This is a genomic window from Pseudoalteromonas sp. Z9A5 (assembly GCF_011378875.1).
Classification (GTDB): Bacteria; Pseudomonadota; Gammaproteobacteria; order Enterobacterales; family Alteromonadaceae; genus Pseudoalteromonas.
This window is the reverse complement of sequence record NZ_WTLC01000048.1, coordinates 1-23978: the sequence shown is the minus strand read 5'-3', so window position 1 is coordinate 23978 and position 23978 is coordinate 1. Positions and strand designations below refer to the sequence as shown.

Annotated in this window: 21 protein-coding genes and 1 other RNA gene; 17 read left to right on the top strand and 5 right to left on the bottom strand. The window is 37.7% G+C overall.

The annotated features are described in order from the left end of the window. Positions 1-103 precede the first annotated feature (103 nt). The 6 genes from ffh (at position 104) to tyrA (ending at position 5350) form a co-directional block, all read left to right on the top strand. On the top strand, positions 104-1483 hold the full coding sequence (gene ffh, locus GQR56_RS18740) for a signal recognition particle protein (protein ID WP_024610200.1): 1380 nt from the start codon (positions 104-106) through the stop codon (positions 1481-1483). Positions 1484-1743: 260 nt separating this feature from the next. Then, complete coding sequence (rpsP, locus tag GQR56_RS18735) at positions 1744-1992, top strand: 30S ribosomal protein S16 (protein WP_002962192.1); 249 nt, start codon at positions 1744-1746, stop codon at positions 1990-1992. A 17-nt stretch (positions 1993-2009) separates the two neighbouring features. Beyond that, complete coding sequence (gene rimM, locus GQR56_RS18730; protein ID WP_010554631.1) at positions 2010-2546, top strand: ribosome maturation factor RimM; 537 nt, start codon at positions 2010-2012, stop codon at positions 2544-2546. Continuing rightward, positions 2546-3313: a tRNA (guanosine(37)-N1)-methyltransferase TrmD gene (gene trmD, locus GQR56_RS18725; RefSeq protein ID WP_007581405.1), complete on the top strand. Its 768-nt coding sequence runs from the start codon at positions 2546-2548 to the stop codon at positions 3311-3313. The genes rimM and trmD overlap by 1 nt, the downstream gene beginning before the upstream one ends. A 33-nt stretch (positions 3314-3346) precedes the next feature. Next, entirely contained in the window at positions 3347-3706 is a 360-nt protein-coding gene (rplS, locus tag GQR56_RS18720) for a 50S ribosomal protein L19 (RefSeq protein ID WP_007581406.1), read from the top strand. A gap of 510 nt (positions 3707-4216) precedes the next feature. Next, on the top strand, positions 4217-5350 hold the full coding sequence (gene tyrA / locus GQR56_RS18715) for a bifunctional chorismate mutase/prephenate dehydrogenase (RefSeq protein ID WP_024610199.1): 1134 nt from the start codon (positions 4217-4219) through the stop codon (positions 5348-5350). A 98-nt stretch (positions 5351-5448) separates the two neighbouring features. On the opposite strand, the gene GQR56_RS18710 is transcribed toward tyrA, so the two are convergent. Continuing rightward, positions 5449-6606, bottom strand: a complete 1158-nt coding sequence (locus GQR56_RS18710) for a chorismate mutase (protein WP_024610198.1) — start codon at positions 6604-6606, stop codon at positions 5449-5451. 366 nt (positions 6607-6972) lie between these two features. Here GQR56_RS18710 and GQR56_RS18705 point away from each other — a divergent pair, with 366 nt between their 5' ends. Continuing rightward, positions 6973-9978, top strand: coding sequence for an EAL domain-containing protein (locus GQR56_RS18705; RefSeq protein WP_024610197.1), 3006 nt, complete (start codon positions 6973-6975; stop codon positions 9976-9978). Between the two features lie 17 nt (positions 9979-9995). Here GQR56_RS18705 and GQR56_RS18700 read toward each other — a convergent pair whose 3' ends face one another. After that, a complete protein-coding gene (locus GQR56_RS18700; RefSeq protein WP_024610196.1) occupies positions 9996-10325 on the bottom strand; it encodes a translation initiation factor in 330 nt (109 codons plus the stop codon). Positions 10326-10460: 135 nt separating this feature from the next. Here GQR56_RS18700 and GQR56_RS18695 point away from each other — a divergent pair, with 135 nt between their 5' ends. The 4 genes from GQR56_RS18695 to GQR56_RS18680 all read left to right on the top strand — a co-directional run bounded on the left by GQR56_RS18695 (position 10461) and on the right by GQR56_RS18680 (position 14652). Continuing rightward, complete coding sequence (locus GQR56_RS18695) at positions 10461-10766, top strand: STAS domain-containing protein (RefSeq protein WP_024610195.1); 306 nt, start codon at positions 10461-10463, stop codon at positions 10764-10766. Further along, a complete protein-coding gene (locus GQR56_RS18690; RefSeq protein ID WP_206018210.1) occupies positions 10766-12415 on the top strand; it encodes a fused response regulator/phosphatase in 1650 nt (549 codons plus the stop codon). The genes GQR56_RS18695 and GQR56_RS18690 overlap by 1 nt, the downstream gene beginning before the upstream one ends. 306 nt (positions 12416-12721) lie before the next feature. Continuing rightward, complete coding sequence (locus tag GQR56_RS18685; RefSeq protein ID WP_166114317.1) at positions 12722-13381, top strand: GAF domain-containing protein; 660 nt, start codon at positions 12722-12724, stop codon at positions 13379-13381. Positions 13382-13461: 80 nt separating this feature from the next. Continuing rightward, positions 13462-14652 carry an amino acid aminotransferase gene (locus GQR56_RS18680; protein WP_024610192.1) on the top strand — a complete coding sequence of 397 codons (1191 nt, stop codon included), beginning with the start codon at positions 13462-13464 and terminating at the stop codon, positions 14650-14652. Between the two features lie 82 nt (positions 14653-14734). Here the strand turns inward: GQR56_RS18680 and GQR56_RS18675 are convergent, their stop codons facing one another. Then, positions 14735-15937: an aromatic amino acid transport family protein gene (locus tag GQR56_RS18675; RefSeq protein WP_166114314.1), complete on the bottom strand. Its 1203-nt coding sequence runs from the start codon at positions 15935-15937 to the stop codon at positions 14735-14737. A 212-nt stretch (positions 15938-16149) separates the two neighbouring features. Between GQR56_RS18675 and GQR56_RS18670 the strand changes: the two genes are divergently transcribed. Then, positions 16150-17046 carry a DMT family transporter gene (locus GQR56_RS18670; protein ID WP_166114311.1) on the top strand — a complete coding sequence of 299 codons (897 nt, stop codon included), beginning with the start codon at positions 16150-16152 and terminating at the stop codon, positions 17044-17046. Positions 17047-17059: 13 nt separating this feature from the next. On the opposite strand, the gene GQR56_RS18665 is transcribed toward GQR56_RS18670, so the two are convergent. Beyond that, a complete protein-coding gene (locus GQR56_RS18665; RefSeq protein WP_166114308.1) occupies positions 17060-17938 on the bottom strand; it encodes an OmpA family protein in 879 nt (292 codons plus the stop codon). A gap of 207 nt (positions 17939-18145) precedes the next feature. Between GQR56_RS18665 and rnt the strand changes: the two genes are divergently transcribed. Then, the gene (gene rnt, locus GQR56_RS18660) at positions 18146-18844 is read left to right on the top strand and encodes a ribonuclease T (protein WP_166114305.1); all 699 of its coding nucleotides are present in this window, start codon (positions 18146-18148) and stop codon (positions 18842-18844) included. Here the strand turns inward: rnt and GQR56_RS18655 are convergent. Then, a complete protein-coding gene (locus GQR56_RS18655) occupies positions 18828-20453 on the bottom strand; it encodes a FapA family protein (RefSeq protein ID WP_166114302.1) in 1626 nt (541 codons plus the stop codon). The genes rnt and GQR56_RS18655 overlap by 17 nt on opposite strands. Before the next feature lie 280 nt (positions 20454-20733). On the opposite strand from GQR56_RS18655, the gene ssrA reads away from it, so the two are divergent. From ssrA to GQR56_RS18640, 4 genes are all read left to right on the top strand, one after another. Continuing rightward, positions 20734-21090: a transfer-messenger RNA gene (ssrA, locus tag GQR56_RS18650) on the top strand. Positions 21091-21305: 215 nt separating this feature from the next. Then, the gene (locus tag GQR56_RS21735) at positions 21306-21746 is read left to right on the top strand and encodes an integrase arm-type DNA-binding domain-containing protein (protein WP_346775780.1); all 441 of its coding nucleotides are present in this window, start codon (positions 21306-21308) and stop codon (positions 21744-21746) included. 101 nt (positions 21747-21847) lie between these two features. Continuing rightward, positions 21848-22516, top strand: coding sequence for a tyrosine-type recombinase/integrase (locus GQR56_RS21730; RefSeq protein WP_346775779.1), 669 nt, complete (start codon positions 21848-21850; stop codon positions 22514-22516). Then, positions 22509-23558 (top strand): hypothetical protein, encoded by a 1050-nt coding sequence (locus GQR56_RS18640; protein WP_166114299.1) that lies wholly within the window; start codon positions 22509-22511, stop codon positions 23556-23558. Before GQR56_RS21730 ends, GQR56_RS18640 begins: the two co-directional genes overlap by 8 nt. Positions 23559-23978 lie beyond the last annotated feature (420 nt).

The window sequence follows — 23978 nt, the reverse complement described above, 5'->3', positions numbered from 1 at the left end:
ACTGTTTTTAATTCAAATTTAATAATATCAATCTCATCAATTAAGTGTCTGCATATAAAGACCTTTGATTAGGTTTGATATAACGTCTTATCGGAACCGATTCATGTTTGAGAACCTCCAAGAACGATTAGGTAAAACCTTAAAAAATATCAGTGGTCGTGGCCGCCTGACTGAAGATAATATTAAAGACACTCTTCGTGAAGTGCGTATGGCTTTTTTAGAAGCCGATGTGGCGTTGCCTGTTGTACGCGATTTTGTAAAACAAGTTAAAGAGCGTGCTGTAGGTGTAGAAGTTACAAAAAGCCTAAGCCCTGGCCAAGTATTTGTAAAAATAGTACGTGAAGAACTCGAAAAAGCCATGGGTGAGGCTAATGAAGAGCTAAGCCTAAATGCACAGCCGCCAGCTGTTGTTATGATGGCCGGTTTACAAGGTGCAGGTAAAACAACCAGCGTAGCTAAACTAGCGAAGTTTTTAAAAGAACGTAAGAAAAAATCTGTACTTGTAGTGAGCGCCGACGTGTACCGTCCAGCGGCAATCAAACAGTTAGAAACACTTGCAGAAGAAGTTGGTGTTGATTTTTTCCCAAGTGATATATCGCAAAAGCCAGTAGATATTGCTACAGCAGCAATATCTCATGCGAAAAAGAAATTTATTGATGTTGTATTAGTTGATACAGCCGGTCGTTTACATGTTGATAGCGACATGATGGACGAGATTAAAGATCTTCACAAAGCAATCAATCCAATTGAGACCTTGTTCGTTGTTGATGCAATGACAGGTCAAGATGCGGCAAATACAGCAAAAGCATTTGACGAAGCATTACCACTTACCGGTGTTATATTAACAAAAACCGATGGTGATGCACGTGGTGGTGCTGCTTTATCTATTCGTCACATTACGGGTAAGCCTATTAAGTTCATGGGTGTTGGTGAGCGTACTGATGCACTAGAACCTTTCCATCCAGACCGTATAGCGTCGCGTATTTTAGGCATGGGTGATGTACTTTCATTAATCGAAGAAGTCGAGATGAAAGTAGATAAAGAGCAAGCTGCCAGAGTTGCTGAAAAAGTATTTAAAGGTGCAGGGTTTACCCTTGATGATTTTGCTGATCAATTAAAGCAAATGAAAAGCATGGGTGGCATGATGTCTATGCTCGATAAGCTTCCAGGTATGTCTAACTTACCAGATGCAGTTAAAGGTCAAATGGGCGATAAAACATTTATTCAAATGGAAGCCATTATTAGCTCGATGACTAAAAAAGAACGTGCTCGCCCAGAAATCATTAAAGGTTCGCGTAAAAAACGTATTGCAGCAGGCTCTGGTACACAAGTACAAGAGATTAATAAGTTGCTTAAGCAATTTACGCAAATGCAAAAAATGATGAAAAAAATGAAAGGTAAAGGCGGCATGACCAAAATGATGCGTGGTATGAAAGGCATGTTACCACCTGGAATGATGGGTGGCGGTGGTCCTAAATTTTAAAAAGTACCATTAAGTTACTTTTTAAAATAATAGCGAATCATATTTAAAGGAGCAAATAGCTCCTTTTTTGTTGAATAAATTATGCATGTAATACACCTTTAACCCTTATTTGTCGTTGAGATCACGGTTTAACCTACTAAACTGCCTTTTAGGTTCACTTCTTACTTGCGTTATTGCCAAAAACTCGTACAATTCCCCAGCTCCCCATTCTGGGGAGTAAATCTTATTAATGAAAACAGTCAATCTTTATAGAGGACGGTATGGTAACTATTCGTTTGCAACGTGGTGGCGCTAAAAAACGCCCTTTCTATCAAATTGTGGTTGCGGATAGCCGTTTCTCGCGTGACGGTCGCTTCATCGAGAAAGTAGGCTTTTTTAACCCAATTGCTTCAGGTCAAGAAGAAAAAATTCGTTTAGATTTACCACGTGTTGAACACTGGGTAGGTCAGGGCGCATCTCTTTCAGATCGCGTAGCTAAGTTAGTAAAAGACGCTCGTAAAGCGGCTTAATAGGCGTAAGTGTAACCATGAGTCAAGAGAACACCTCATCAATAATTGTCGTAGGAAAGCTCGGTGCCCCATATGGTATAAAGGGCTGGCTTAAGGTACATTCATTTACTGATGATCCCGTAGGGATCTTCGATTTCAGCCCGTGGTTGATAGGGCAGCAAGGTAAATGGCAGTCCTTAGAAGTGGTCGACTGGCGTCGCCACAACAAAGGCTTTATCGCTAAATTTGCGCAGGTAAACGACCGAGACGAAGCAATGGCTTATACCCATGCTGAAATCTCAATGGATGCAGCGCATTTACCAGAACTCCCGCAAGGTGAGTTCTATTGGCGAGATCTCATTGGCATGTCTGTTGTAACCGATAAAGGTTATAGCTTAGGTATTGTTGATGACCTGATGGAGACAGGATCAAATGACGTACTGGTTGTGAAAGCAAACAGTAAAGACGCATTTGGTCAAGCTGAGCGTTTGATTCCTTTTTTAACTGATTCAGTTATTAAAGAAGTTAAATACGACGCAAGAGAAATTACCGTAGACTGGGATCCTGGTTTTTAATGACGCAAACTAGTTCATTATGGGTAGGGGTGATAAGCCTTTTTCCAGACATGTTTGACGCTATTACAGACCAAGGTGTTACCGGTCGCGCAGTAAAAAATGGCTTAATTGATTTTAACTGCTGGAATCCACGAGACTACGCTTTAGATAAGCATAGAACCGTAGATGACCGTCCTTACGGGGGCGGACCTGGTATGTTAATGATGGTTGAGCCATTAAAAAAAGCGATTGCCGAAGCTAAAAAAGCAGCTGGCGATGGTGCTAAAGTAATTTATATGTCCCCGCAAGGGCGCAAACTTGATCAGCAAGGCGCTAGCGAACTCGCTAACTCTAAAAAACTGATTTTGATTGCCGGTCGCTATGAAGGTATAGATGAGAGAATAATAGAGTCATACGTTGACGAAGAATGGTCAATTGGTGATTTTATTTTGAGTGGTGGTGAACTACCTGCCATGACATTAATTGACGCAGTAGCGCGATTGGTGCCAGGTGTGTTAGGTCATAATCAGTCGGCAGAACAAGATTCATTTTCGGATGGCTTGTTAGATTGTCCACACTATACACGACCAGAAACATTGGACGACAAACAGGTGCCTGCTGTATTGCTCAGTGGAAACCACCAAGAGATAGCAAAATGGCGGCTTATGCAGTCATTAGGCAGAACTTGGCTACGACGTCCTGACTTGTTGCATAACCTAGCTCTGACTGAGGAGCAAGCGGTATTACTCGCGAAATTTCAGCAAGAGTACCAAAAAGCTTGTGGCTAGAAGACAGTTACACCTAGGAAAGTGAGAAACATAATGGCAAAAGTAAACCAAAATATTATTAAAGCGCTTGAAGATGAGCAGCTTAAAACAGACGTACCTGCATTTGGCCCTGGTGATACAGTGGTTGTACAGGTAAAAGTAAAAGAAGGTGCAAAAGAGCGTCTACAGGCCTTTGAAGGTGTTGTAATCGCTAAGCGTAATCGTGGTCTTCACTCAGCATTCACAGTTCGTAAAATTTCGAACGGTGAAGGCGTTGAGCGTGTATTCCAAACGCACAGCCCTCTTATTGATAGCGTAACAGTTAAGCGTCGCGGTGCAGTTCGCCGTGCTAAGCTTTACTATCTACGTGAGCGTTCTGGTAAATCTGCACGTATTAGAGAAAAGCTTAACTAATACGCGTTATTTATCAACGCAAAAAAACGGGTTGCATCCTTTGGGATGCAGCCCGTTTTGGTTTTTATAAATAAATTTATAATTAATAAAGTAGTCACATTAAACTGTATTTATATTAGTTGTATTTAATACCAGTTTTATTCCTGCATTAGATGTTCTAAACAATTAAATAGCACACCGCATTAAAAGTCACTTATTTACTCAACCTAATAACATCATAAGTATCTAGTTATGATTTAAGAGGTGTAGAGCCCAAAATATACCTGCTTTATATAAAACTACTTAAAGGTTGTAAGCTTTAATCTGTAGAGCCAATATTTCAATTTAATTAGAATTATAAGTAATAACATCCATTAAATACGGCTTTGCCTTTTTACCTCACTTTTTGTTTACTAAACTAGATCTGCTCTTTTAACAGCTAACGTATCCTGTTAGTATTTATCGTATTGATTAGTTTACTTATATGTAAATTTAAATTTACGATTTAATGTTTTAAGGTGGGACAAGAACGTGGCAGATATTATAGATTTAGCCCAGTTAAGAGATGGTATAGATGAATGCGATACTCAACTGGTTGCCTTACTTGCAAGACGTAATGGAATCACTCAAAAAATAGGTGCATTTAAACAACAAACGGGTGCGCCATTGCATGATCCAGAGCGAGAAGCTCAGTTATTAGCAGCAAGACGCCAAGAAGCAATAAATCAAAATGTAAGCCCCGATTTAGTTGAAGATATACTTAGACGAATGATGCGCGAAGCGTATCAAAATCAACAGTCTAAACTTGCTTGTGTTGCATGTGATCTTTCACCAATTGTTATTGTTGGTGGGGAAGGTGTTATGGGTAAATTGTTTGCTAAACAATTTGAGCGTTCTGGTTATGAAGTAAAATCCCTCGATAAACATAATCAATCACAAGCAGTAGATATTTTAAAAGGTGCAAAGCTTGTTTTAATTAGTGTGCCAATTAACTCATTAGAAAAAGTGGTTAACGATTTACCTAAACTCGACGATGATTGTCTATTAGTAGATATTACATCGGTTAAACAAGCACCAATAAAAGCATTAAAAGCAGCACATAGTGGTCCCGTCGTAGGACTTCATCCTATGTTTGGTCCAGATATTTCACATTGGGTAAAACAAACTGTAGTGGTTTGTGAAGGACGAGACCCTAGCGCAGCTAAAGGATTATTAAATCAGTTACAGGTATGGGGTTGCCAACTTGTAGAGCTGAATGCAAAAAAACACGATGAAGCAATGCAAATAATCCAAGTAATGCGCCATTTAACAACGTTTGTTTACGGACAGTTTTTAGCAAAGCAAAGCCATACACTAGAAGAGTTACGCAGCTGTTCGTCACCAATTTATCAGCTTGAATTAATGATGGTAGGGCGTTTGTTTGCTCAATCTCCAGAGCTGTATTCAGATATTATGTTGGCGCAATTTGATGATGTGGAAAATTTACTCGCGCAATACCAAGACACATTTGCACAAACGCTGGATAAACTAAAAGCAGGAGATAAAAGTGCACTTATTGATGCTTTTGCTGACGCTAAGGTATATTTTTCAGATTCAACTGAGCACTTTTTAACACAAAGCAGAAGCCTATTAAATAAAGCTAATGATGCAAAAGTGCTTGATTAAACAGGTAAGCTAATAATATAGCTAACTCGTTTGAGTTATTAAAAAGGTCTATTTATTACAAATAGACCTTTTTAGTATGCGGTAATGCTATATAGATTCTAAGTATTAACGCTAACCGCTTGGAGTGATTCACTCTGGTAACACCCAAGTATACGAACGTATTGCGTGTATTCTTTTAGCTCTTCTAGGGCTTCTTTTACTTGGCTATCGGCTAGGTTTGCTTCTAAGTCCACATAAAACACTTCTTCCCATGGGTTACCTGGCATTGGACGAGACTCAAGCTTAACCAAGTTTATTTTGTGCTGTTTAAAAATCATTAAGGCATCAGCCAATGAACCAGCTTGTTGCTTTGTTGACATAATTAAACTTGTTTTAGTTGGTATCTGATTTGAAACTTGTAAAGGCTTACGAGAAACAACAATAAAGCGACTATGATTTTCGCTTTGATTCGCAAGGTTTGACTTAATTACTTCTAACCCTACGTTTTTACCAGCCTGTGCAGAGCCAATTGCTGCACTATTTGGTGTAGTTAATGCCGACTGTAGTGCGCTTGATGTTGAGTCGCAGGTTTCGTGTTGTAAATCGCCAAGCCCTTGTAAAAAACGGCTACATTGCGCAAACGGCTGAGGGTGAGCGAATATTTTAGTAAGTTGACTTAGCTCTGTGTTTGGTACCGTTAGAAGGCAGTGTTCAACACTATGAGTTACTTCACCTACAATCGAAACTTGAGCATGTTGTAATAAATCAAATACTTCATTGATACTACCTGAGCTTGTATTTTCGATAGGAAGTAACCCAAAGTCAGCTTGACCGTTCTCTACTTTACTCGTTATTTCGTCAAACGAGGTACAGCCAATTTCAATGAGTTTTCCTGGGCGACGGCTAAAATATTTGTGACATGCTAATTGACTATATGAACCTTGACCGCCTAAATAAGTAACACGATGGGTTTCAGTAAGTGCATCTGGGTTTAAGTTTTTTTGCAGCATCGCTTGTTGATGTAAAACAGAGTCTTCCAAAATAGTTTGAAAAACATTGTTTACGTAGTAAGCATCTAAACCAAGTGATTTACCGTAGCCAATTAGCTTTTCTAATAATGCAAGTTCACGTGCTTCATCGCGAATTGGTTTGTTATTGGCAATTTTGTATTCAACCACACCGTGACTAATCCGGCGACGTTTAGCTAATAACACAAGCAGGTCGGAGTCTATCTCATTTATATCGTGTCTTAGGGTATTTAATACATCATTTGTCATTTTGGTTTCCTCATTCCAAAAAAATAAGCCGTGATTACACAGCAAAAACAAAAAAGCCTCCCAGTTGGGAGGCTTTACTATTCGATTGATTTTATCTCACAAACAGATCAGCCTCTTTTATATAAAGAAGCTAAAAAACGAAAAAAATATGTTTGAGTAAATAATATTCATCGTAGCAATGTATGTAGAGTTGCAAGTAATGTCAATAAAGAGTTTGTACTTAAATAATACGTTAAGTCATATTTATTTTTTAACGAGTGTGATTTTTTAAAAAGTTAACAAAAAATTTATAATTAAGGTCTGGATCTGGTATATTTCCTAACTACAAACTCAAATAATAACAATTACTAATAATAAGGTTCGCCTGTGGTGTATCGACGCCCTCCATCGCGTTTTGGATTGAATTCTTTAAGTGTAAAATTATCGCTGCTTATTTCTGCAATTTGTTTGATTGCGGGTGTGTGTGCTGCTGCTTTAATGCTTAAATCAGAAGAAAAGCAACTCGTATTTGAAGAGCACGAAGTACTAAAAAGCTCTACTGATTTATTAATAAACCAATTTAATGAACGCATTAAAACAAAAGAAAATATTGCTCAGCAAGCTAACAATGTAGTAACAGAACAACTTTTTTCAAAACAACAATCAATTGACCTTAAAAACAAAGCGCAATTACAATTTAATAACGATGGCTCAATTAGAAGTGCATCACCAGACGGTTTATCTGCTGCTTACCTACCTCAAGAAAATTATTCACCATTTTATAAACAGTTAATAAATGATTCAGAGTCGTTATGGCGAATAATTGCACCGACCTTAGTACACGACTTTTTTAATTTTTACCTTATTACACAAGACAATTTTATTCGCATATCGCCACCCGATTGGGCATTAAATACACCTGCGGGATATAAATTTAAAAGCGGTTCTAGTTTTAACTATGCAACAGGTGAGAGTACTTCAACTCGCGAGCCTAAGTGGTCGCAAGTGTATTTTGATAAAGTGTGGCATAAGTGGGTAATTAGCTTACTTGTTCCTGTTTATGTTGATAACGAATTATTAGGTGTAACGGGCAACGATATAGCACTTAATACTTTAATATCTCATTTGCCTGTTGGTGATAAAGAAAAGCATCTGCTGGTATTTGATAGTAAAGGTCAAGTGTTAGCACATCCAGATATAACCCCTGAACTATTAACAAGTTATGGAGTTAAAGGCAAAGCACTTAATTCAAAGGATTTTGTTAATGATGAGCTACAGTCAATCATTAATGAAGCAATAAAAATGCATCTTCCTGAATATGCCAATTCATTTAAAGAAAATGATGAGGCACATATTATTAATATTCGTAAGATTGACGATTTAGATTGGTATATAGGTGTTTATAAAAAGCGTTCTTCCACACTATCAGCTTTACAAGATTTGAAGCTGAAGTTTTTTGGACTTTTTATTCTATATGCAATTTTAGTTGCTTTGTTACTACATCAAGCGCTTTATCAACTTGTACTTCGCAGGCTTCATACCTTGGTTTATGCAGTTACAAGCTTTGGTCAAGGGCAGTTACAAATTGAATTTCCACCAGAAAATAAAGATGAGATTGGTACTCTTAATGGCTCATTTAGAGACATGACTGTAGAAATTCGTAAACTTATAAATGGTTTAAATCAACGTATTACTGAAAAAGAAATTGCTGAAAAAGCGGCAAATCGTCTATCTAAAGCCGTTGCCTTTTCAGGTACTGGGGTGGTGATAACAGATGAAAACTTTATTATTGAGTACGTAAACCCTAAAATGCTTGAAATGACTGGTTTTCCAGAAAAACACTTTAACAGAGCGCCTTTGCTAAACATTATAGCGACAGAAATGGCTATTTTAGTTGACGATATAGATATTGATTTACGCAGTAGAAATTATTGGCGAGGCGATACACTTATTCAAGGGTTAGATAAACAGCCTATATGGGTATCGCTTAGTGTATCTCCAATTCATGAAGATGACGGTAAAATAACGAGTTATGTAGCTTCTGCACAAGATATTTCGTTTGTAAAAGAAAGCCAACGTAAAATGGAGCAACTTGCATACTTTGATACGTTAACGGGTTTAGCAAACAGAACATTTTTTAGAATGCAATTGCGAAAATCAATGGCGCTTGCAGAGCGAGGACATTATGCCTTTGCGCTGTTTTATTTTGATTTGGATGAATTCAAACGCATAAATGACACGCTTGGACATGATGCTGGCGATCAACTATTAGTCGAAGTTGCTAACAGGCTGAAAAAACGCCTTAGAGCTGAAGATACCATTGCACGTTTGGGTGGAGACGAATTTGCGGTTTTACTCAGTGGAATAGAAAATCAAACACACGCAACAGATGTCGCGAATACAATTCAAAAAACGTTAAATGTTCCAATTAAGCTTGGTAGTAATGAAGTTATTGTGAGTGCGAGTATAGGTATAACAATGGCTCCTTACGATAGTCTTGAAGAAGACCAATTATTAAAACATGCTGATTTAGCGATGTACGAAGCAAAAGCAAAAGGGCGTAATACATTCCATTTTTATAGCCAAGAACTTAATGCAGCCGCTAATGAGCGGTTGTTTATCGAAAATGAACTTCGACAAGGCTTAAAAGAAAAACAGTTTGTTGTTTATTATCAGCCTCAGGTTGATAGTCGTAATAATAATGTAGTGGGTTATGAAGCGTTATTAAGATGGTTTCATCCAACCGAAGGCGTTATTTGCCCAACTAAATTTATTCCGATTGCAGAAGCAACAGGTTTAATTGTTGAGTTAGGTGAATGGGTATTACAAGAGTCATGTAATTTTGCCGCCAGGCTGAAAGAGCAAGGACGAGAAAATAATATTTCAGTTAATTTATCTGCACGCCAATTTAAAGACGCAAGCTTAGTTCCAACACTAAGTAAAATGATTATTAGATCAGGTGTATCAGCTAAGCGGATTCATTTAGAGCTTACTGAAAGCATGCTAATGGGTAATGTAGAGGCTGCTATAACGCAATTACATGAACTTAAAGCGTTAGGTATTTCAATCTCTATAGATGACTTTGGAACCGGTTACTCATCATTAAGTTATTTGAAACGATTCCCCGTTGATATATTAAAAATTGACCGCTCATTTGTAAAAGATATACCAGAAGACAGTAACGATATGGAAATTACAGCGGCTATAATTGCTATGGCACAAAAATTAAAATTAGACGTAGTTGCTGAAGGTGTTGAGACGATAGAGCAGGTACAGTTTTTGCAAAATAATAATTGTTTCATTGTGCAGGGTTACTATTTTAGCAGGCCAATTCCTGAAAGTGATTTACCACACCTGTTTGAAAAATTAGGTGATCCCCTCACTTTTTCATAAATATAAAAATTGCGGGATTAACCTCCCGCAATTTTCACTTTAAATTTTAAGCTTTCTAAAATCGCTTTTAATTTATCTCGGTCATCACCTTGAACTTCAATTACGCCCTCTTTAACAGCGCCGCCTTGACCCATTTTGCTTTTAATTGTTTTGGCCAATTTTTTTAAATCATGTTCCTTTGGTTCTATACCTACAACCAGCATAACACCTTTACCCTTACGACCTTTTGTTTGACGTTCAATACGTACAAAACCGTCTTTAAAAATTTTACCAGACACTTCTTTTTCTGGTTTTGGCTGGGTTATACGCCCCATATCCGTTGAATATACTAACTGACTATCACTCATACCTAACCTGTATAGATAAAATGAATTAAACAATGCCGTAAATGATAGCAAATTTGCGCTTGTGTGTTTTTATTTTTGCTAATTACTTTTAACAGGTTATATTTAGTTCAAAGGAAATATTATTAGGAACCGTATATGAGTTTAACTAAAAATGAATCAGTTGATGGCACTACGTTAACAATCCAAATTAAAGGTAAGTTTGATTTTAATTTAGTGCAGTCTTTTCGCCAGGCATACGCGCAAATAAGTAAAAGCACAGTTAAGGTAGTTATTGATTTAAGAGAAACAGAATACATGGATAGCTCAGCGCTTGGCATGTTACTAAATATGAAAAAAACGATAGAGAGCCAAGTTAGCACAATTGAGATAAGTAACTGCCAACCACAACTTAGGAAAATATTACAGATTTCACGTTTTGATAAAAAATTTGATATTTCCTAATGATGCATGTGCTAATTGTAGATGATCAGGCGCTTAACCGTATTTTGCTAAGTAAAATGCTAGAGCACAAAGGGTATAAAATATCCATGGCTTATAATGGTCTCGAGGCTTTAAAGGTACTTGAGAAAGAGCCTATAGATATTGTTTTACTCGATGTATTAATGCCTGTAATGGATGGGTTTGAAACAGCACAAAAAATAAAGAAATACTTTAGTGAAGTATATCTACCCATTATTTTTATTACATCATTAGATGATCAAGCTAGTTTTGAGCGTTGTTTAGAGGTTGGTGGTGATGACTTTATTCGTAAGCCTTTTGAAAAAGTCATTTTATATGCAAAAATCAAAGCCCACAGTCGTACTCGCGAGCTAAGTAAAAAAGCGAATGAGCAAAAAAAGCTGCTTGAATATCATCATAATCAAACCGAGCGTGAACATGAAATTATTGAACATATTTTTAATAATTCATTAGAAAATCAAGGAAAGTTCAAAGAGCATCTCGATTTTAATTTATCACCAGCTTCTATGTTTAACGGAGACATGTTTTTAGTCGCACAAAGCCCAATAGGTAACTTGTATTGCATGCTTGGTGATTTTACAGGTCATGGTCTTGCAGCAGCGATAGGTGCGTTGCCTGCGTCTCGCGTGTTTTATACAATGGTACAAAAAGGCATGGCAGTGAATGATATTGCCAGCGAAATAAACATCCTTTTATATAACTTGTTACCAGGACATATGTTTTGCGCTGCAACAATTGTAGAGCTTAGTGCTTCAGGTAAAAGTATATCAGCATGGTTAGGTGGGTTGCCGGATGCTTATTTAATTGATAGAGAAGGTAATGTAAAGCAAACATTAGAATCTCAACATATGGCATTGGGGATTTTAGATGAGCATGAGTTTGAGTATGAAGTAATTCACTTTGAAACAAATCAAGAAATGCGTTTGGCATTGGCAACTGATGGAATTATAGAAACAAGCAACAAAGATGACGTTTTTTTTGGCGAAGAGCGTTTTTTACAAATATTAAAAAGCAAAACAATGATTAGCTGTGAAAACATTGTAGATAATCTTAACCAGTTTGCAGATGGAAGCGAGCAGCAAGATGATGTAAGTATTGTTTTGCTTAATTGTTTACCTTTAGCACCAGAAGAAAAAGCACGAGAAGCTTTTTCTACATTGGCATTTAATTTATCACTAAGTTTAAACGCCAAACAAATAAAGCAAACGGATCCTGTTTATGATGTGGTTAATATTTTAAGTAGTGTAGGGGGGTTAAATGCACATCGTTCAAATATATTTTTACTTCTCTCGGAAGCTTATAATAATGCGCTTGATCATGGCGTCTTGGGGCTAGATTCGAATATTAAACAACAAGATGATGGTTTTTTCAAATACTATGAAATGCGAGAAAAAGCACTCGCCTCATTAGCTGACGCAATGATTATTATTGATATGCGTTATTGCCCAGACACACTGAGTTTATATTTTATTATTTGCGATTCAGGACGAGGGTTTAACAGTAAACCAGACGAGTCTTCAAGTAGCAATAATGAGTTTGGTAGAGGTCTTTCTCTATTAGAGGAAATTGCAGAAAAAGTGACGTATAACGCCAGTGGAAATCAAGTGGAAATGTGTTACAAGCTAAGTTAGAGGAGTTAGAGAAGTTAGTGTTTCGTAGTCTACTTAATAGTTATATGCTTTTGTACAGCAAGGGGTATGTAAGCTCCTTATAAAGAGACAAAAGCGCCACATAAAGAATACAGCGACTGTTTAAAGACTTTTCTTACGAGCATGGCTTTTTTACTCCCTTTTAATTATGCATTAGGTTACAAATTACTCGCCATTATTTAATTACTCTAAATATAATAAATTCTGATCCTGAAAGCTCGACATGCTCTAGCTCTCTAAAAATATCCATGCTATTATTCTTGAAACTTTAGATGTATGGATGGCTAAATGATTTCTTCTTACCTACAAAAAGCACAACTTAGTGTTGACTCAAACCTAATTGTAACTGAGCTCGAAAAGCTTGAGCAATACCTTGCAAGCTCATCTTTGTCAGAAGTTCGCTGGCAGTATCAAATTCCTGAATTAGGAGAGGGAGGGGCGTGTAGTTTATTTGGTTACCTTCAAGATGAACCATTTAAGTTAACTGACTATGTAAAAAAAGATGAGGCAACACAAGCTAAGCTTGCTAACTTACAAAACATAGTTAATTACATTGAACAACAAACAGGTGTTGATTGGTATGGAATATATCAGTCAACAAACACAAGCGATGGTAAGCAGTTATTAAAGTTGGCTTATCATGGCGTGCCAAGTCGTCCTTTATTTCCTTTAACTGAAGCATTTGCAGCGGGTAGTAATAATGTTCAAGTTGCTTTATCAAACACAGGGCGTGTTATTAATAATGTTGAGCAATATTTAGCTCAAGGTGGCGAATACTATACGTGCGATCCAAAAGTAAAGTCAGAAGCATGCTTACCCCTTTTTAATTCACATAACGAATGTGTAGGGATTGTTGATGCAGAGGCATTTAAAAATGACTTTTTTGATGAAAAGTCTCTAGCGATATTAATCGCATGCTGTATTAAAATTCCTCACTTTCTAGTGTAAATAACACTAGTCAATATGATGTGCTTTTATGTTAAGCTTAAACCAACAGCTAACCCCTAAATAACGATAAGAGATAGCCAATGTTCTCAGTATTAAAACCATTACCAACAGATCCTATTCTTGGCCTTATGGCGGCCTATAAACAAGATACCAACCCTAATAAAATTGACTTAGGTGTAGGTGTTTACAAAGATGAGCAAGGCAATACGCCGGTATTAAAATCGGTTAAAAAAGCTGAAGCGTTTCGCCTTGAAAACGAAACTAGCAAATCTTACATTGGTTTAGCGGGTAATTTAGATTATTGTCAAAAAATGGAAAGCCTGTTACTTGGCGAGCATAAAGCATTATTAGCTAATCGAGTGCGTACAGCACAAGCTCCTGGTGGTACCGGTGCACTTCGCGTTGCTGCTGAATTTATTAAGCGCTGCAATAAAGACGCTACCGTGTGGGTAACTAATCCAACGTGGGCTAATCATATTAGCTTATTTGAAGCTGCTGGCTTAACGGTAAAAGAATACCCATATTACGATTACGAGAATAAAGACTTACTGTTTGACGAAATGATAAACACACTTCAAAAAGTGCCAAAAGGTGATGTGGTTTTACTACATGCGTGTTGTCATAACCCAAGCGGTATGGATTTAAACGAAACACAGTGGAACACAGTTGCTGAACTTGCAAAAGAAGTGGGCTTTACACCACTTGTTGATATTGCATACCAAGGCTTTGGTGCTTCACTTGAAGAAGATGCACGTGGCTTACGTATTTTAGCCGATGCAGTAGAAGAGCTAATTATTTGTTCTTCATGCTCTAAAAACTTTGGTTTATACCGCGAGCGTATTGGTGCATGTTCACTTATTGCAAAAGATAGTGCGACAGCTGATATTTCAAACTCGGTAATGTTAAGTGTTGTACGTAGTATTTACTCAATGCCACCAGCGCATGGTGCAGATATTGTTAATACTATTTTAAGTAGCACTGAGCTTACACAAATGTGGCATTCAGAGCTTGATGAAATGCGTAGTCGCATAAATGGTCTACGTACTTTAATTAAAGAAAGCTTAGCAACTAAAGATATTGCTCAAGACTTCTCATTCATTGAGCGTCAAAATGGTATGTTTTCTTTCTTAGGTATTAATAAAGAGCAAATTGCTCGCCTACAAAAAGAATACGGTATTTATATTGTTGGTTCTAGCCGTGTAAATGTAGCTGGTGTTAGTAAATCAAATATTGAATACTTTTCGAATGCTGTAGCTGACGTTTGTAAATAAACGCAGTTAATAAAAAAACCGCACATCATTAATAATGATGTGCGGTTTTTTTTAGCTAAATTTAACTAAAGAGAAACTACTTCTAACCAATTGCAGGAATAAGCCCAGCCATTTGCATAAACTGCGCAGCAATAATTGTTATACCGCATACAGCGGCTATACCAAGCCCTATATTCCCGCTTTTTACTTTATAACCTGTTTTTTCTGATGAAGCTCGTTGTTTATAAACCATTGCCACAGGTAAGAATATCGCAAGTACTACTAATGCAATTGCAGCGTATCCCAGTGCCATAATAAATCCTTGAGGATAAAATATTGCAAAACCGAGAGGTGGGATAAAGGTAATTAATGCAGTTTTAATACGGTCTGTTTTGTTATCACCTTTTTTAAAGGCATCAGCAAAAAAGTCGAATAAGCCCAAACTCACACCTAAAAATGAAGTTGCGAGCGCTAAGTTTGCAAAGAGTTTAACGGCAATTGCCACATTAGGGCTATGAGCAATACTCGCAACACTTGCAACAAATCCACTGAGTCCTTCACTGTTAAGTAAATCCTCTTGGCTCATAACTCCTTGGCTTAATAACTGCCAAAAAATATAAATCACCAATGGTAATGCAGCACCTGCAATCATTACATTACGTAGTACTTTTATTTCAAGACCTACATACTTAACAATAGAAGGAATAGATCCATGAAAACCAAACGAGGTAAATATAACCGGAATAGCCGAGAGAATTAAACCTTGCTCTACAGGCATTTCTAATAAATGCGTACTTTGCACATACGGCGATAGCATATAAAACAGGCTGCCTAATACAATCATTTTTATAGTAAAAAGCACTCTATTAAATTGATCCACCTTACTTGTGCCAAGTGTTACTACACTCGCAATTACAATTGCTAGTAAAATTGAGCCAAATTGTGGAGCTATACTTACATTAAAGCCAGTATTTATTCTCTCTTGGAGTTGCGCGCCGCCACCTGCAATATAAGCAGCGCATAGAGCATAAAATAAAAATACCATCGAAAAGTTAGCAATATATTGCCCGCGTTTGCCAAGCCATAACTTTGCTAAGGTATTTAAAGTTGCATCGCGTGGTGCATATTGGTGTAGTTCTAACATAAGCAATGCTGTGTAGGTCATTAGCATCCAACTTCCTACAATGAGTATAAGCGCAGTAGTAAAGCCTAAGCCCGCAGAAGCGATTGGAAGTGCCAACATGCCTGCACCAATGGTTGTTCCTGCAACAATTAACATGCTACCTATTGTTTTATTTTTAAGCACTTAATAATCCTGATAAATCGTGAGAGATATGCACGATATAACTAGTTTGCCAAAACTTAAATAGTTTTGTAATAAAATACTGCAATTAAACCGCAGCTTCTAATTTAAAACTGTTTTTTAACATATTAAAAAGTGATTAAGTAAGTATCAATCAGCATTTTAAATGTATAATTTAACATCATTTATTTTAATTACTTAGCAAGGAATGGCGCGTGCCAATTAAAGCATCCTATTTTTTAATGGTTCTTATATGGTCTACTACTCCGCTGGGTATTGTATGGAGTAGTGAAACTGTATCGCCAACGCTTGCTGTATTAATGCGTATGCTGGTGGGATTGTTTTTGGGTGGCTTAATTGTTGCCATTACAAACATTAGAGTACCTTGGAGTAAAAATGCATGCCTACTTTATTTTTATTCGAGTATAGGTATTTTTGGCGGCATGTTACTGAGTTATATGGCAGCTAAAACAGTCCCTTCAGGTATTATTTCGCTTATGTTTGGCTTGGCGCCTATTTTGTCGGGGTTGCTTGCTCAACAGTTATTAAATGAACCTAAATTTAGCCCAATTAAGTTAGCTTCGTTAGCGTGCGCTTTAATCGGCTTATATTTTGTAAGTTATAACCAAGTACAAAACTCACAAACTCAAGGGCTAGGCTTACTGTATGTGTTTATGGCTGTGTGTTTTTTTAGTCTAAGTGGCGTGATGATAAAACGTGTACAAATAGCAATTCATCCTATGGCGACCACATTTGGTGCTTTAGTTTTTGTAACTCCTTTATTTTTTATGGCTTGGTGGTTGCTTGATGGTGAATTACATATAGATAGTTGGAGTGCTAAGTCTTTATGGGCTATTGGTTACTTGGGTATATTTGGGTCGCTAATAGGGGCATTAGCTTACTTTCATGTATTGCAAAACCTAAATGCTAGTACGGTATCGCTTACTACACTTATTACGCCAAGTTTTGCTTTAGGCTTGGGTGCTTGGCTTAATAATGAATCACTTAGTAAGGAGTTAATTATTGGTGCTGTTATTATTTTAATTAGCTTAGGTGTATTTCAATTTGGTGATAAATTTTTTAAGCGAAATAAATTAAACATTAAGGGCTAAATGCCCTTAAGTATTACATTTTAGCTATTTGAATAATTAAACGGCGGTTTTTGTCGCGACCTAAAATATTGTCGTTGGTATCTACAAAGCGTTTTTCGCCTAAACCGGTTGTTTGAACTTTTGCTTCATCTACACCCAAACTCACCATGTAATCTTTTATTGTTTTAGCACGCTTGCGCGAAAGATCTAAGTTATTCCAACGTCCACCGTAGCTATCGGTATATGAATCAATACTAATAGATTCAATGCTCACGTCATTTTTTAAATATTCAGCAATTTTATTTAAACGTTGTTGAGATGACTTAGTTAATTTACTGCTGTTCGATTGATAGTTCATAACAGTAAATGATATATCTTCGAAGCTGTAGGGGAGTAACTCATCCCGACACTGTAAAAATGCCCAATAAGCTTGTTTAAAATTAACGCTCGATATACCAACGGCAATTTTATCGGCACTGTTTTGCCAGTCTTGATAGTAAAAAGTAGGGTAGTAGCCCTTTTCTAGTTCGGTTAGCATTTCCCAAGCTGTTTTGTTGCCAAGTTCACCGTCAAACTTTTTAAGTAGTTTCATGTTAGCAATATCACGGGCTGGTAAGCCTGCTCGCCAAGACGGTGGAACTGCTTTTAAACCAGCAATCGCGTAATTATCTGGGCGTACAACCATATCTAAATTAAAGGTTAGGTTTTTGTTTTTACTTGCTGAAGCTTTAAAAACGGCTTCACCATAATATGGAACTTCATGATTTAATTGGCATTGTAAGCGTGTTGTTTTAACTAAGTCCCAATTAGAGTTGTCTTGGTTTGCAGTGTATTGGCGCATAGCAGCGTGGGCGCTACCGTTTAACAGTGCACCGGTTATACTTAGGCTAATAAATAACAACTTAAAAGTCATGGGGTATTCTCCAATAAATCAGGCATGCCAATAATTTGGCAAAATGCAGCGTAATTACTATTAAAAGTAAATTACGCTTAGCTAGCTATGAATGTAAAGCAAATTACATGCCTATAATTTTAGGTGTAATTAATCTTGCAAGCTACTAGCCGAAAGGCCCTCACTTTTGACATAATAGAAGGCTTATACCTACAAACCAAGAATACTATGGCAAATACTGAGCAAACACTTTTCGCAAAACGCTTTCGCGGCTTTTTTCCAGTGGTTATTGATGTTGAAACCGCAGGTTTTAACAAAAACACCGATGCTTTATTAGAAATTGCTGTTTCTGTTTTAAAAATGGATGACGAAGGGTTGCTTAGCATTGATCATACCGTGCATTTTCATGTAGAACCTTTTGAAGGCGCAAACATAGAACAAGCAGCTATAGAGTTTAATGGTATAGACCCATTCTCGCCACTGCGCGGTGCCTTACCTGAAGATGAAGTTATTAAAGATATTTGTAAAGTTGTGCGTAAAGCACAAAAAGCAGCCGGATGTCAGCGCTCTGTAATTGTGGCGCACAATGCCGCATTTGATCATGGCTTTTTAAATGCAGCAATAGAGCGTAATAACATTAAGCGCACGCCATTTCATCCATTTGTAAGCTTTGATACAACCACACTTGCAGGGCTCGCGTTAGGACAAACAGTATTGGCAAAAGCTTGTCGTGCAGCGGGCATTGAATTTGATAATAGCCAAGCTCATTCGGCGCTTTACGATACAGAGCGTACAGCTGAACTTTATTGTTTAATCGTAAATCGTTGGCAGCAACTTGGTGGTTGGCCATTAGCGCCACTAGAAGATAATGACGCAGAGCTAGACGCTGACGATATTAATGGCGACGATGCTAAAACGACTGAGTAATTTTACCTTCACTTAGTTTTACTAAATGGGGCGGATAAATACGCGAAAACTGCTTTGATTCTTTCGCTATTTTAAGCTCCACGCCCGGATGCATCTGTTCATTCACTTTTAAACGACTGGTGGCTAATAACTGAGTCATTTTTTGTTTAACCAGTAATTTTTGTTTTTTTACTTGAATTGAACGAGTTTGTATATGGTGCTCATTAGCAATTATTTTATCTAAAAAAAGCTGACGTTGAGCAGGAACTTGTATTTTACTCGCTTTTACTCGCGCAAGTTCTAGGGTGGTAGATTTATTCGCAAGGACTTTTTCAAAATCTGCAATTTGAATTTGTTTTTGACGAAGTTCGTACCAATGCTGAGCCAAAAAAACACGTGTTTTAGTACCAGCAGGAGCACCTAGTTCACCAAGTTCTATATGCATGGCATCTAAAATATTTCCGCCAATAATTTTACCTCGTGGATTATTTGCTTTTCCTACACGTATTAATCGTTTAGCGCTTAAATCACAATGTAGAGATTGGCGCTCTATAAATAAATCTTGTTCTGTTTTTATATTGCAGTACTGAGCATAGCCAATTGAAATTGTACGTTTAGCTGTAATTAGGCACGTAAATGCGCCTTCGTTTTCACGCTTGCGGCCAATCGCACCTAACACTATTGTTACCGCACTTTCACTCTCAACAATACCTGATTCAACAAATCCTAAAACCGTGATATCGCCATTTGCTTTTACACGCATACCGTCTTTTATATCGCCGCTAATGATTACACTGCCATCAAAATCAACATGACCAGTACTTACATCAACATTATCAAAACATAAAACATCATCAACACGCATACCACGAGGAAGCGCCACGGGCACACCTTTGCAATCAGCAATCAATATACTAGAGTTGCTTGGATCTATTTTAGTGCCTTCAAATGGTTGTAATTGAAATTCTTTACCTGGGCTTGCAGGAATTAAATCACCAAATACAGTGTAGCCATCCTCCCCAAGAGTAGCTGCTACTCGTTGCATGAGAGGAGCACCGGGTTTTACTGTGATGATTGCACCAAGGTTTTTCATATCAACCTTGCCGCCTTCTTTAGCTTGAGGGCTGAGCACTCGGTCTTGGGCTGTTGAACACAAACGAACAAATTTGGCATCGCTGCCTTTTTTAGGATTACGCCCATGGGCTATTACAGCACTGTAAGAGCTACCAGCTGGCTGCTCAAATTGTTGTCCTAAAAATGTATCTAGTGCACGAGGGCTAATACCTTTTTTTACACCGGCATGAGCAAGCGCTTTTTGGGCGTCTTCCATTGATAACAAAGCACCACCTTTTGCCGTCGTAATTGTTGCTTGCGCTATCATGTTGTTTTCATCAACATTAATAGTTATTGAAGCTTTAACGGCTTTGGCAACAACTAAAGACTCTTTTTGATAGTTTTTACTCTGAGCAAAAAGCTTTCCAATATTGATTGAAATAACTTCAAATTCACAATAAGGCGATTGTTCTAGTAACTCAATTAATTGTGTACCAGTTACCGGAAAGCCACTATCTACAGGGTGCTGTATTAAAGATAAATCCCCTGAATTCTGATCAAATGAAAAAACCGACATTTATTTATTCCCTACTTAATATGCCTGTTATTATTTTTATATTACCCCTGTTGCTTTAATACAAAAGTTCTACCTACTATTAAAAAAGCAACTCCCTATTTGAGCATAACTACGTTGTTATGTTAAGCAAATGTTGTTTAATTACCTTGCTATTTACAGGTTAATGGACGTTTATTGTCCAGTTGACGTAGATCAGTAAAATAAAAGCGTCTTACCCCTTGAGTATCAGTACTTTACTCGGTTATACTAATTGCACGCTCTGAATGAGTTTACTGATTCAGGGGCTGATTAGGATTCGACGGAATTCAAGACGCCCAAGGTGCATGTCGAGGTGCGGTTTGCCTCGTTAAACAGCCGCAACCTAAAGTAATCGCAAACGACGATAACTACTCTCTAGCAGCTTAGGCTCGCTAGCGCTCCTTCTACGTATTCTTGTGGACTAGATTTTGGAGTGTCACCCTAACACCTGATCGCGACGGAAACCCTGGCCGGGGTTGAAGCGCTAAAACCAAGCGGCCTCGCCTTTACTTACCGTGTTTGTCCGGGACTTAAAGGTTAATTAAATGACAATACTAAGCATGTAGTACCGACGGTCGAGGCTTTTCGGACGGGGGTTCAAATCCCCCCAGCTCCACCAATTTGCTGTTCGATAACATCCGAGCAGATACAGGAAACCCGCTAGCCACATAGGCTAGCGGGTTTTTTATTGCCTGTAATATCCCAAGAGGTTTACCTACATCCAGTATTTTTAGTACCATGGTTAGTACCAAAGCCCTCACTTGTGAAAATGCTGTGGTACTAAAAGTAAGAAAGCCTTGAATTCACAGGGCTAGAGCATGATATATAAAATAAATGGCCAGAACTGTAAAACCCCTCAACGATACTCAAATTAAACAAGCTAAGCCTAAGGAAAAGGAATACTCACTTTCTGATGGTAGTGGACTTCAGTTATCAATAAGGCCTAATGGTACTAAAAGTTGGTTATTTAAGTACTACAGACCATTTACTAAAAAAAGAACTAACCTCTCTTTTGGGCAGTACCCTCAAATTACCCTTGCCGCTGCTAGAGTAAAAAGAGAAGAGGCTCGCGGGCTTCTTGCTAATGAAATAGACCCAAAAGAGTACAAAGAGCAGCAATATACTCAAGAGACGCAATCACGTTTAAATACTTTAGAGAAAGTAGCGCTCGACTGGTTTGAGCTTAAGAGGAGTACGGTTTCACCTAATTACGCAGAAGATGTGTGGAACTCACTTGAAAGGCATATATTCCCTACTTTAGGCCACGTCCTTTAAGTGGCCTAACGGCAAAGCTCGCTATCGATACTATTAAGCCTATTGCAGCCAAGGGTGCGCTTGAAACTGTTAAAAGGTTATGCCAGCGTTTAAATGAGATCATGGTCTATGCGGTTAATACAGGAGTCGTAGAGCATAACTCTTTGGCGGGTATTAAAGCTGCGTTTCAAACTCCGATCAAAAAGTCTATGGCCACTATAGGCAGTGAAAGGTTACCTGAGTTTATGGAGGCTCTTTCAAGAGCAAGTATTAAGTTTACAACTCGGTGCTTAATCGAATGGCAACTGCATACAATGGTAAGGCCTAGTGAAGCTGCTATGGCTGAGTGGTCTGAAATAGATTTTGAAAGCAAGGTATGGATATTACCCGCAGAAAAAATGAAAATGTCGAAAAGCCATAAAGTACCGTTAACGCCAAGTACATTACGTATACTAGAATTAATGAAGCCTGTAAGTGGTCATCGCCAGTATATTTTCCCTGCCGACAGAGAACCAAGAAGTCATACTAATCCTCAAACTGCCAATGCTGCAATTAAGCGCATGGGTTTTAAAGGTGAGTTGGTTGCTCATGGTCTCAGATCACTTGCTAGTACAATACTAAATGAAACTAAACAGTTTGATTCAGAATTAATAGAAGTTGCATTGGCTCACCAAGAGAAAAACGAAATTAGGGCTGCGTACAATCGTGCTGAGTACGTTGAAAATCGTAGAGAAGTAATGAGCTGGTGGAGCGATTATATCAATAAAGCTAAGGTGGCAACGAGTGTTTGACAAGCTATCTCAATTCAATGCCCTTGATATTACTACTGCAAGTCTAATTTCAAACGATAAAGAGCTTATTGAGTCAGGCTCTTTGTTGGCTTTTTTAGATAAGGTAAGGTATTCACTATCAGCAATAGAGGATAATACAACCTTAACGACTTTTGATGAGTTGCATATCCTTGGTATTACTCGCGTAGAGATAGAGAAGAAGCTTGATAAACTCTACGATTCTGCTTCCGCTAACGAAGAGTTGAGGCCTTCAGAGCTTTTATCACTAGGAGAGCTTATAGGTGAGCTTAATGCGTTGAACCGTTACTCCAAGAGCTTGTTGTATCATCAAGGGATTGCCTTAAGAAATGAGAAAGTTGCCAAGGTAAGGCAGTTAAAAACTCTAACATATCAACGTGTAGCAAAAGAGCTGTATCAAATAGTAGTCTCGAGGGAGTCTTATAGTACTTTTGATGCTTGGAGTATTATTTCAAGTATAGACCTATTCCTTAGGCAGTACTTAAATGTGAAACTAGTTATATCTGAGCATAAAGCCACACAAAGCTTAGCCAAACATATAGGCTTAAACTTAAGCAAAGGAAAGAGAAGCCAACAGCAGGTAAAGCAACGAGATATTGTATTTAGTTATCTTGAAAAACACTTTACCAGCGATTGTATTAACTTGTATGAGTCGATTCTTAGTAGTGGGTATCAAGACATTACGGGCATAAGTATGCCTCAAGATGATAGACGTCTCATGTTAGCGTACGCTGTAACTGATAAGCTAGTTAAGGAAAAGGCATTTCAAAGCCTGAAAGCCCGTATTAGCCTTGACGTGTTAGTTAATAAAATAATAAAAGGCTTAGCCAGAAAATTTCGTATTTCATCGTTTGATGGCTTTAACGAGGCTATTTATATTAGTAAGCTTTATTCAAAAATCCCAAGTTCAGAGCCATTTTACTATCAGAAAGGTAATAGGGCGCACAAAAAACTAGGCTCAATTCAAAGCGGCAAGCTTGATGAGATGATTAGTAACGCTTTTGAAAAGACAGCGTTTATATAATGTTTGATACCTTTGATAATAGCTTATTAAAAATACCACTTCCTCAAATCGTTGATTACATGAATAGCGGCTTAAATAGTAATCATCCTTAACAACTCTGCGACCTAGAACATAAACTTTTTCTAACCCGTTAATACTATTTTACAGTGTCTAATAGGCTTTTTGGGCTCTGATTTAAATGGGGTTTAGCCAATTAAACTCCATTTAATACGTCTGTTTTATTACTCATAATCCTTCCCGTACTTAAGCGAACGTCTTGGTTCGTTTTAATAACTTATGGGATTTAACCCCTTCAATAATTGGAATGATATTATGAACTTAAACAGCTTGTATGGATAATAAACCCATCAAATTATTATTTATAACCAAGTTCGGGTAATGTGAGACCCAGGCTTTAGCAGCAACTAAAGCCCTCTTTTG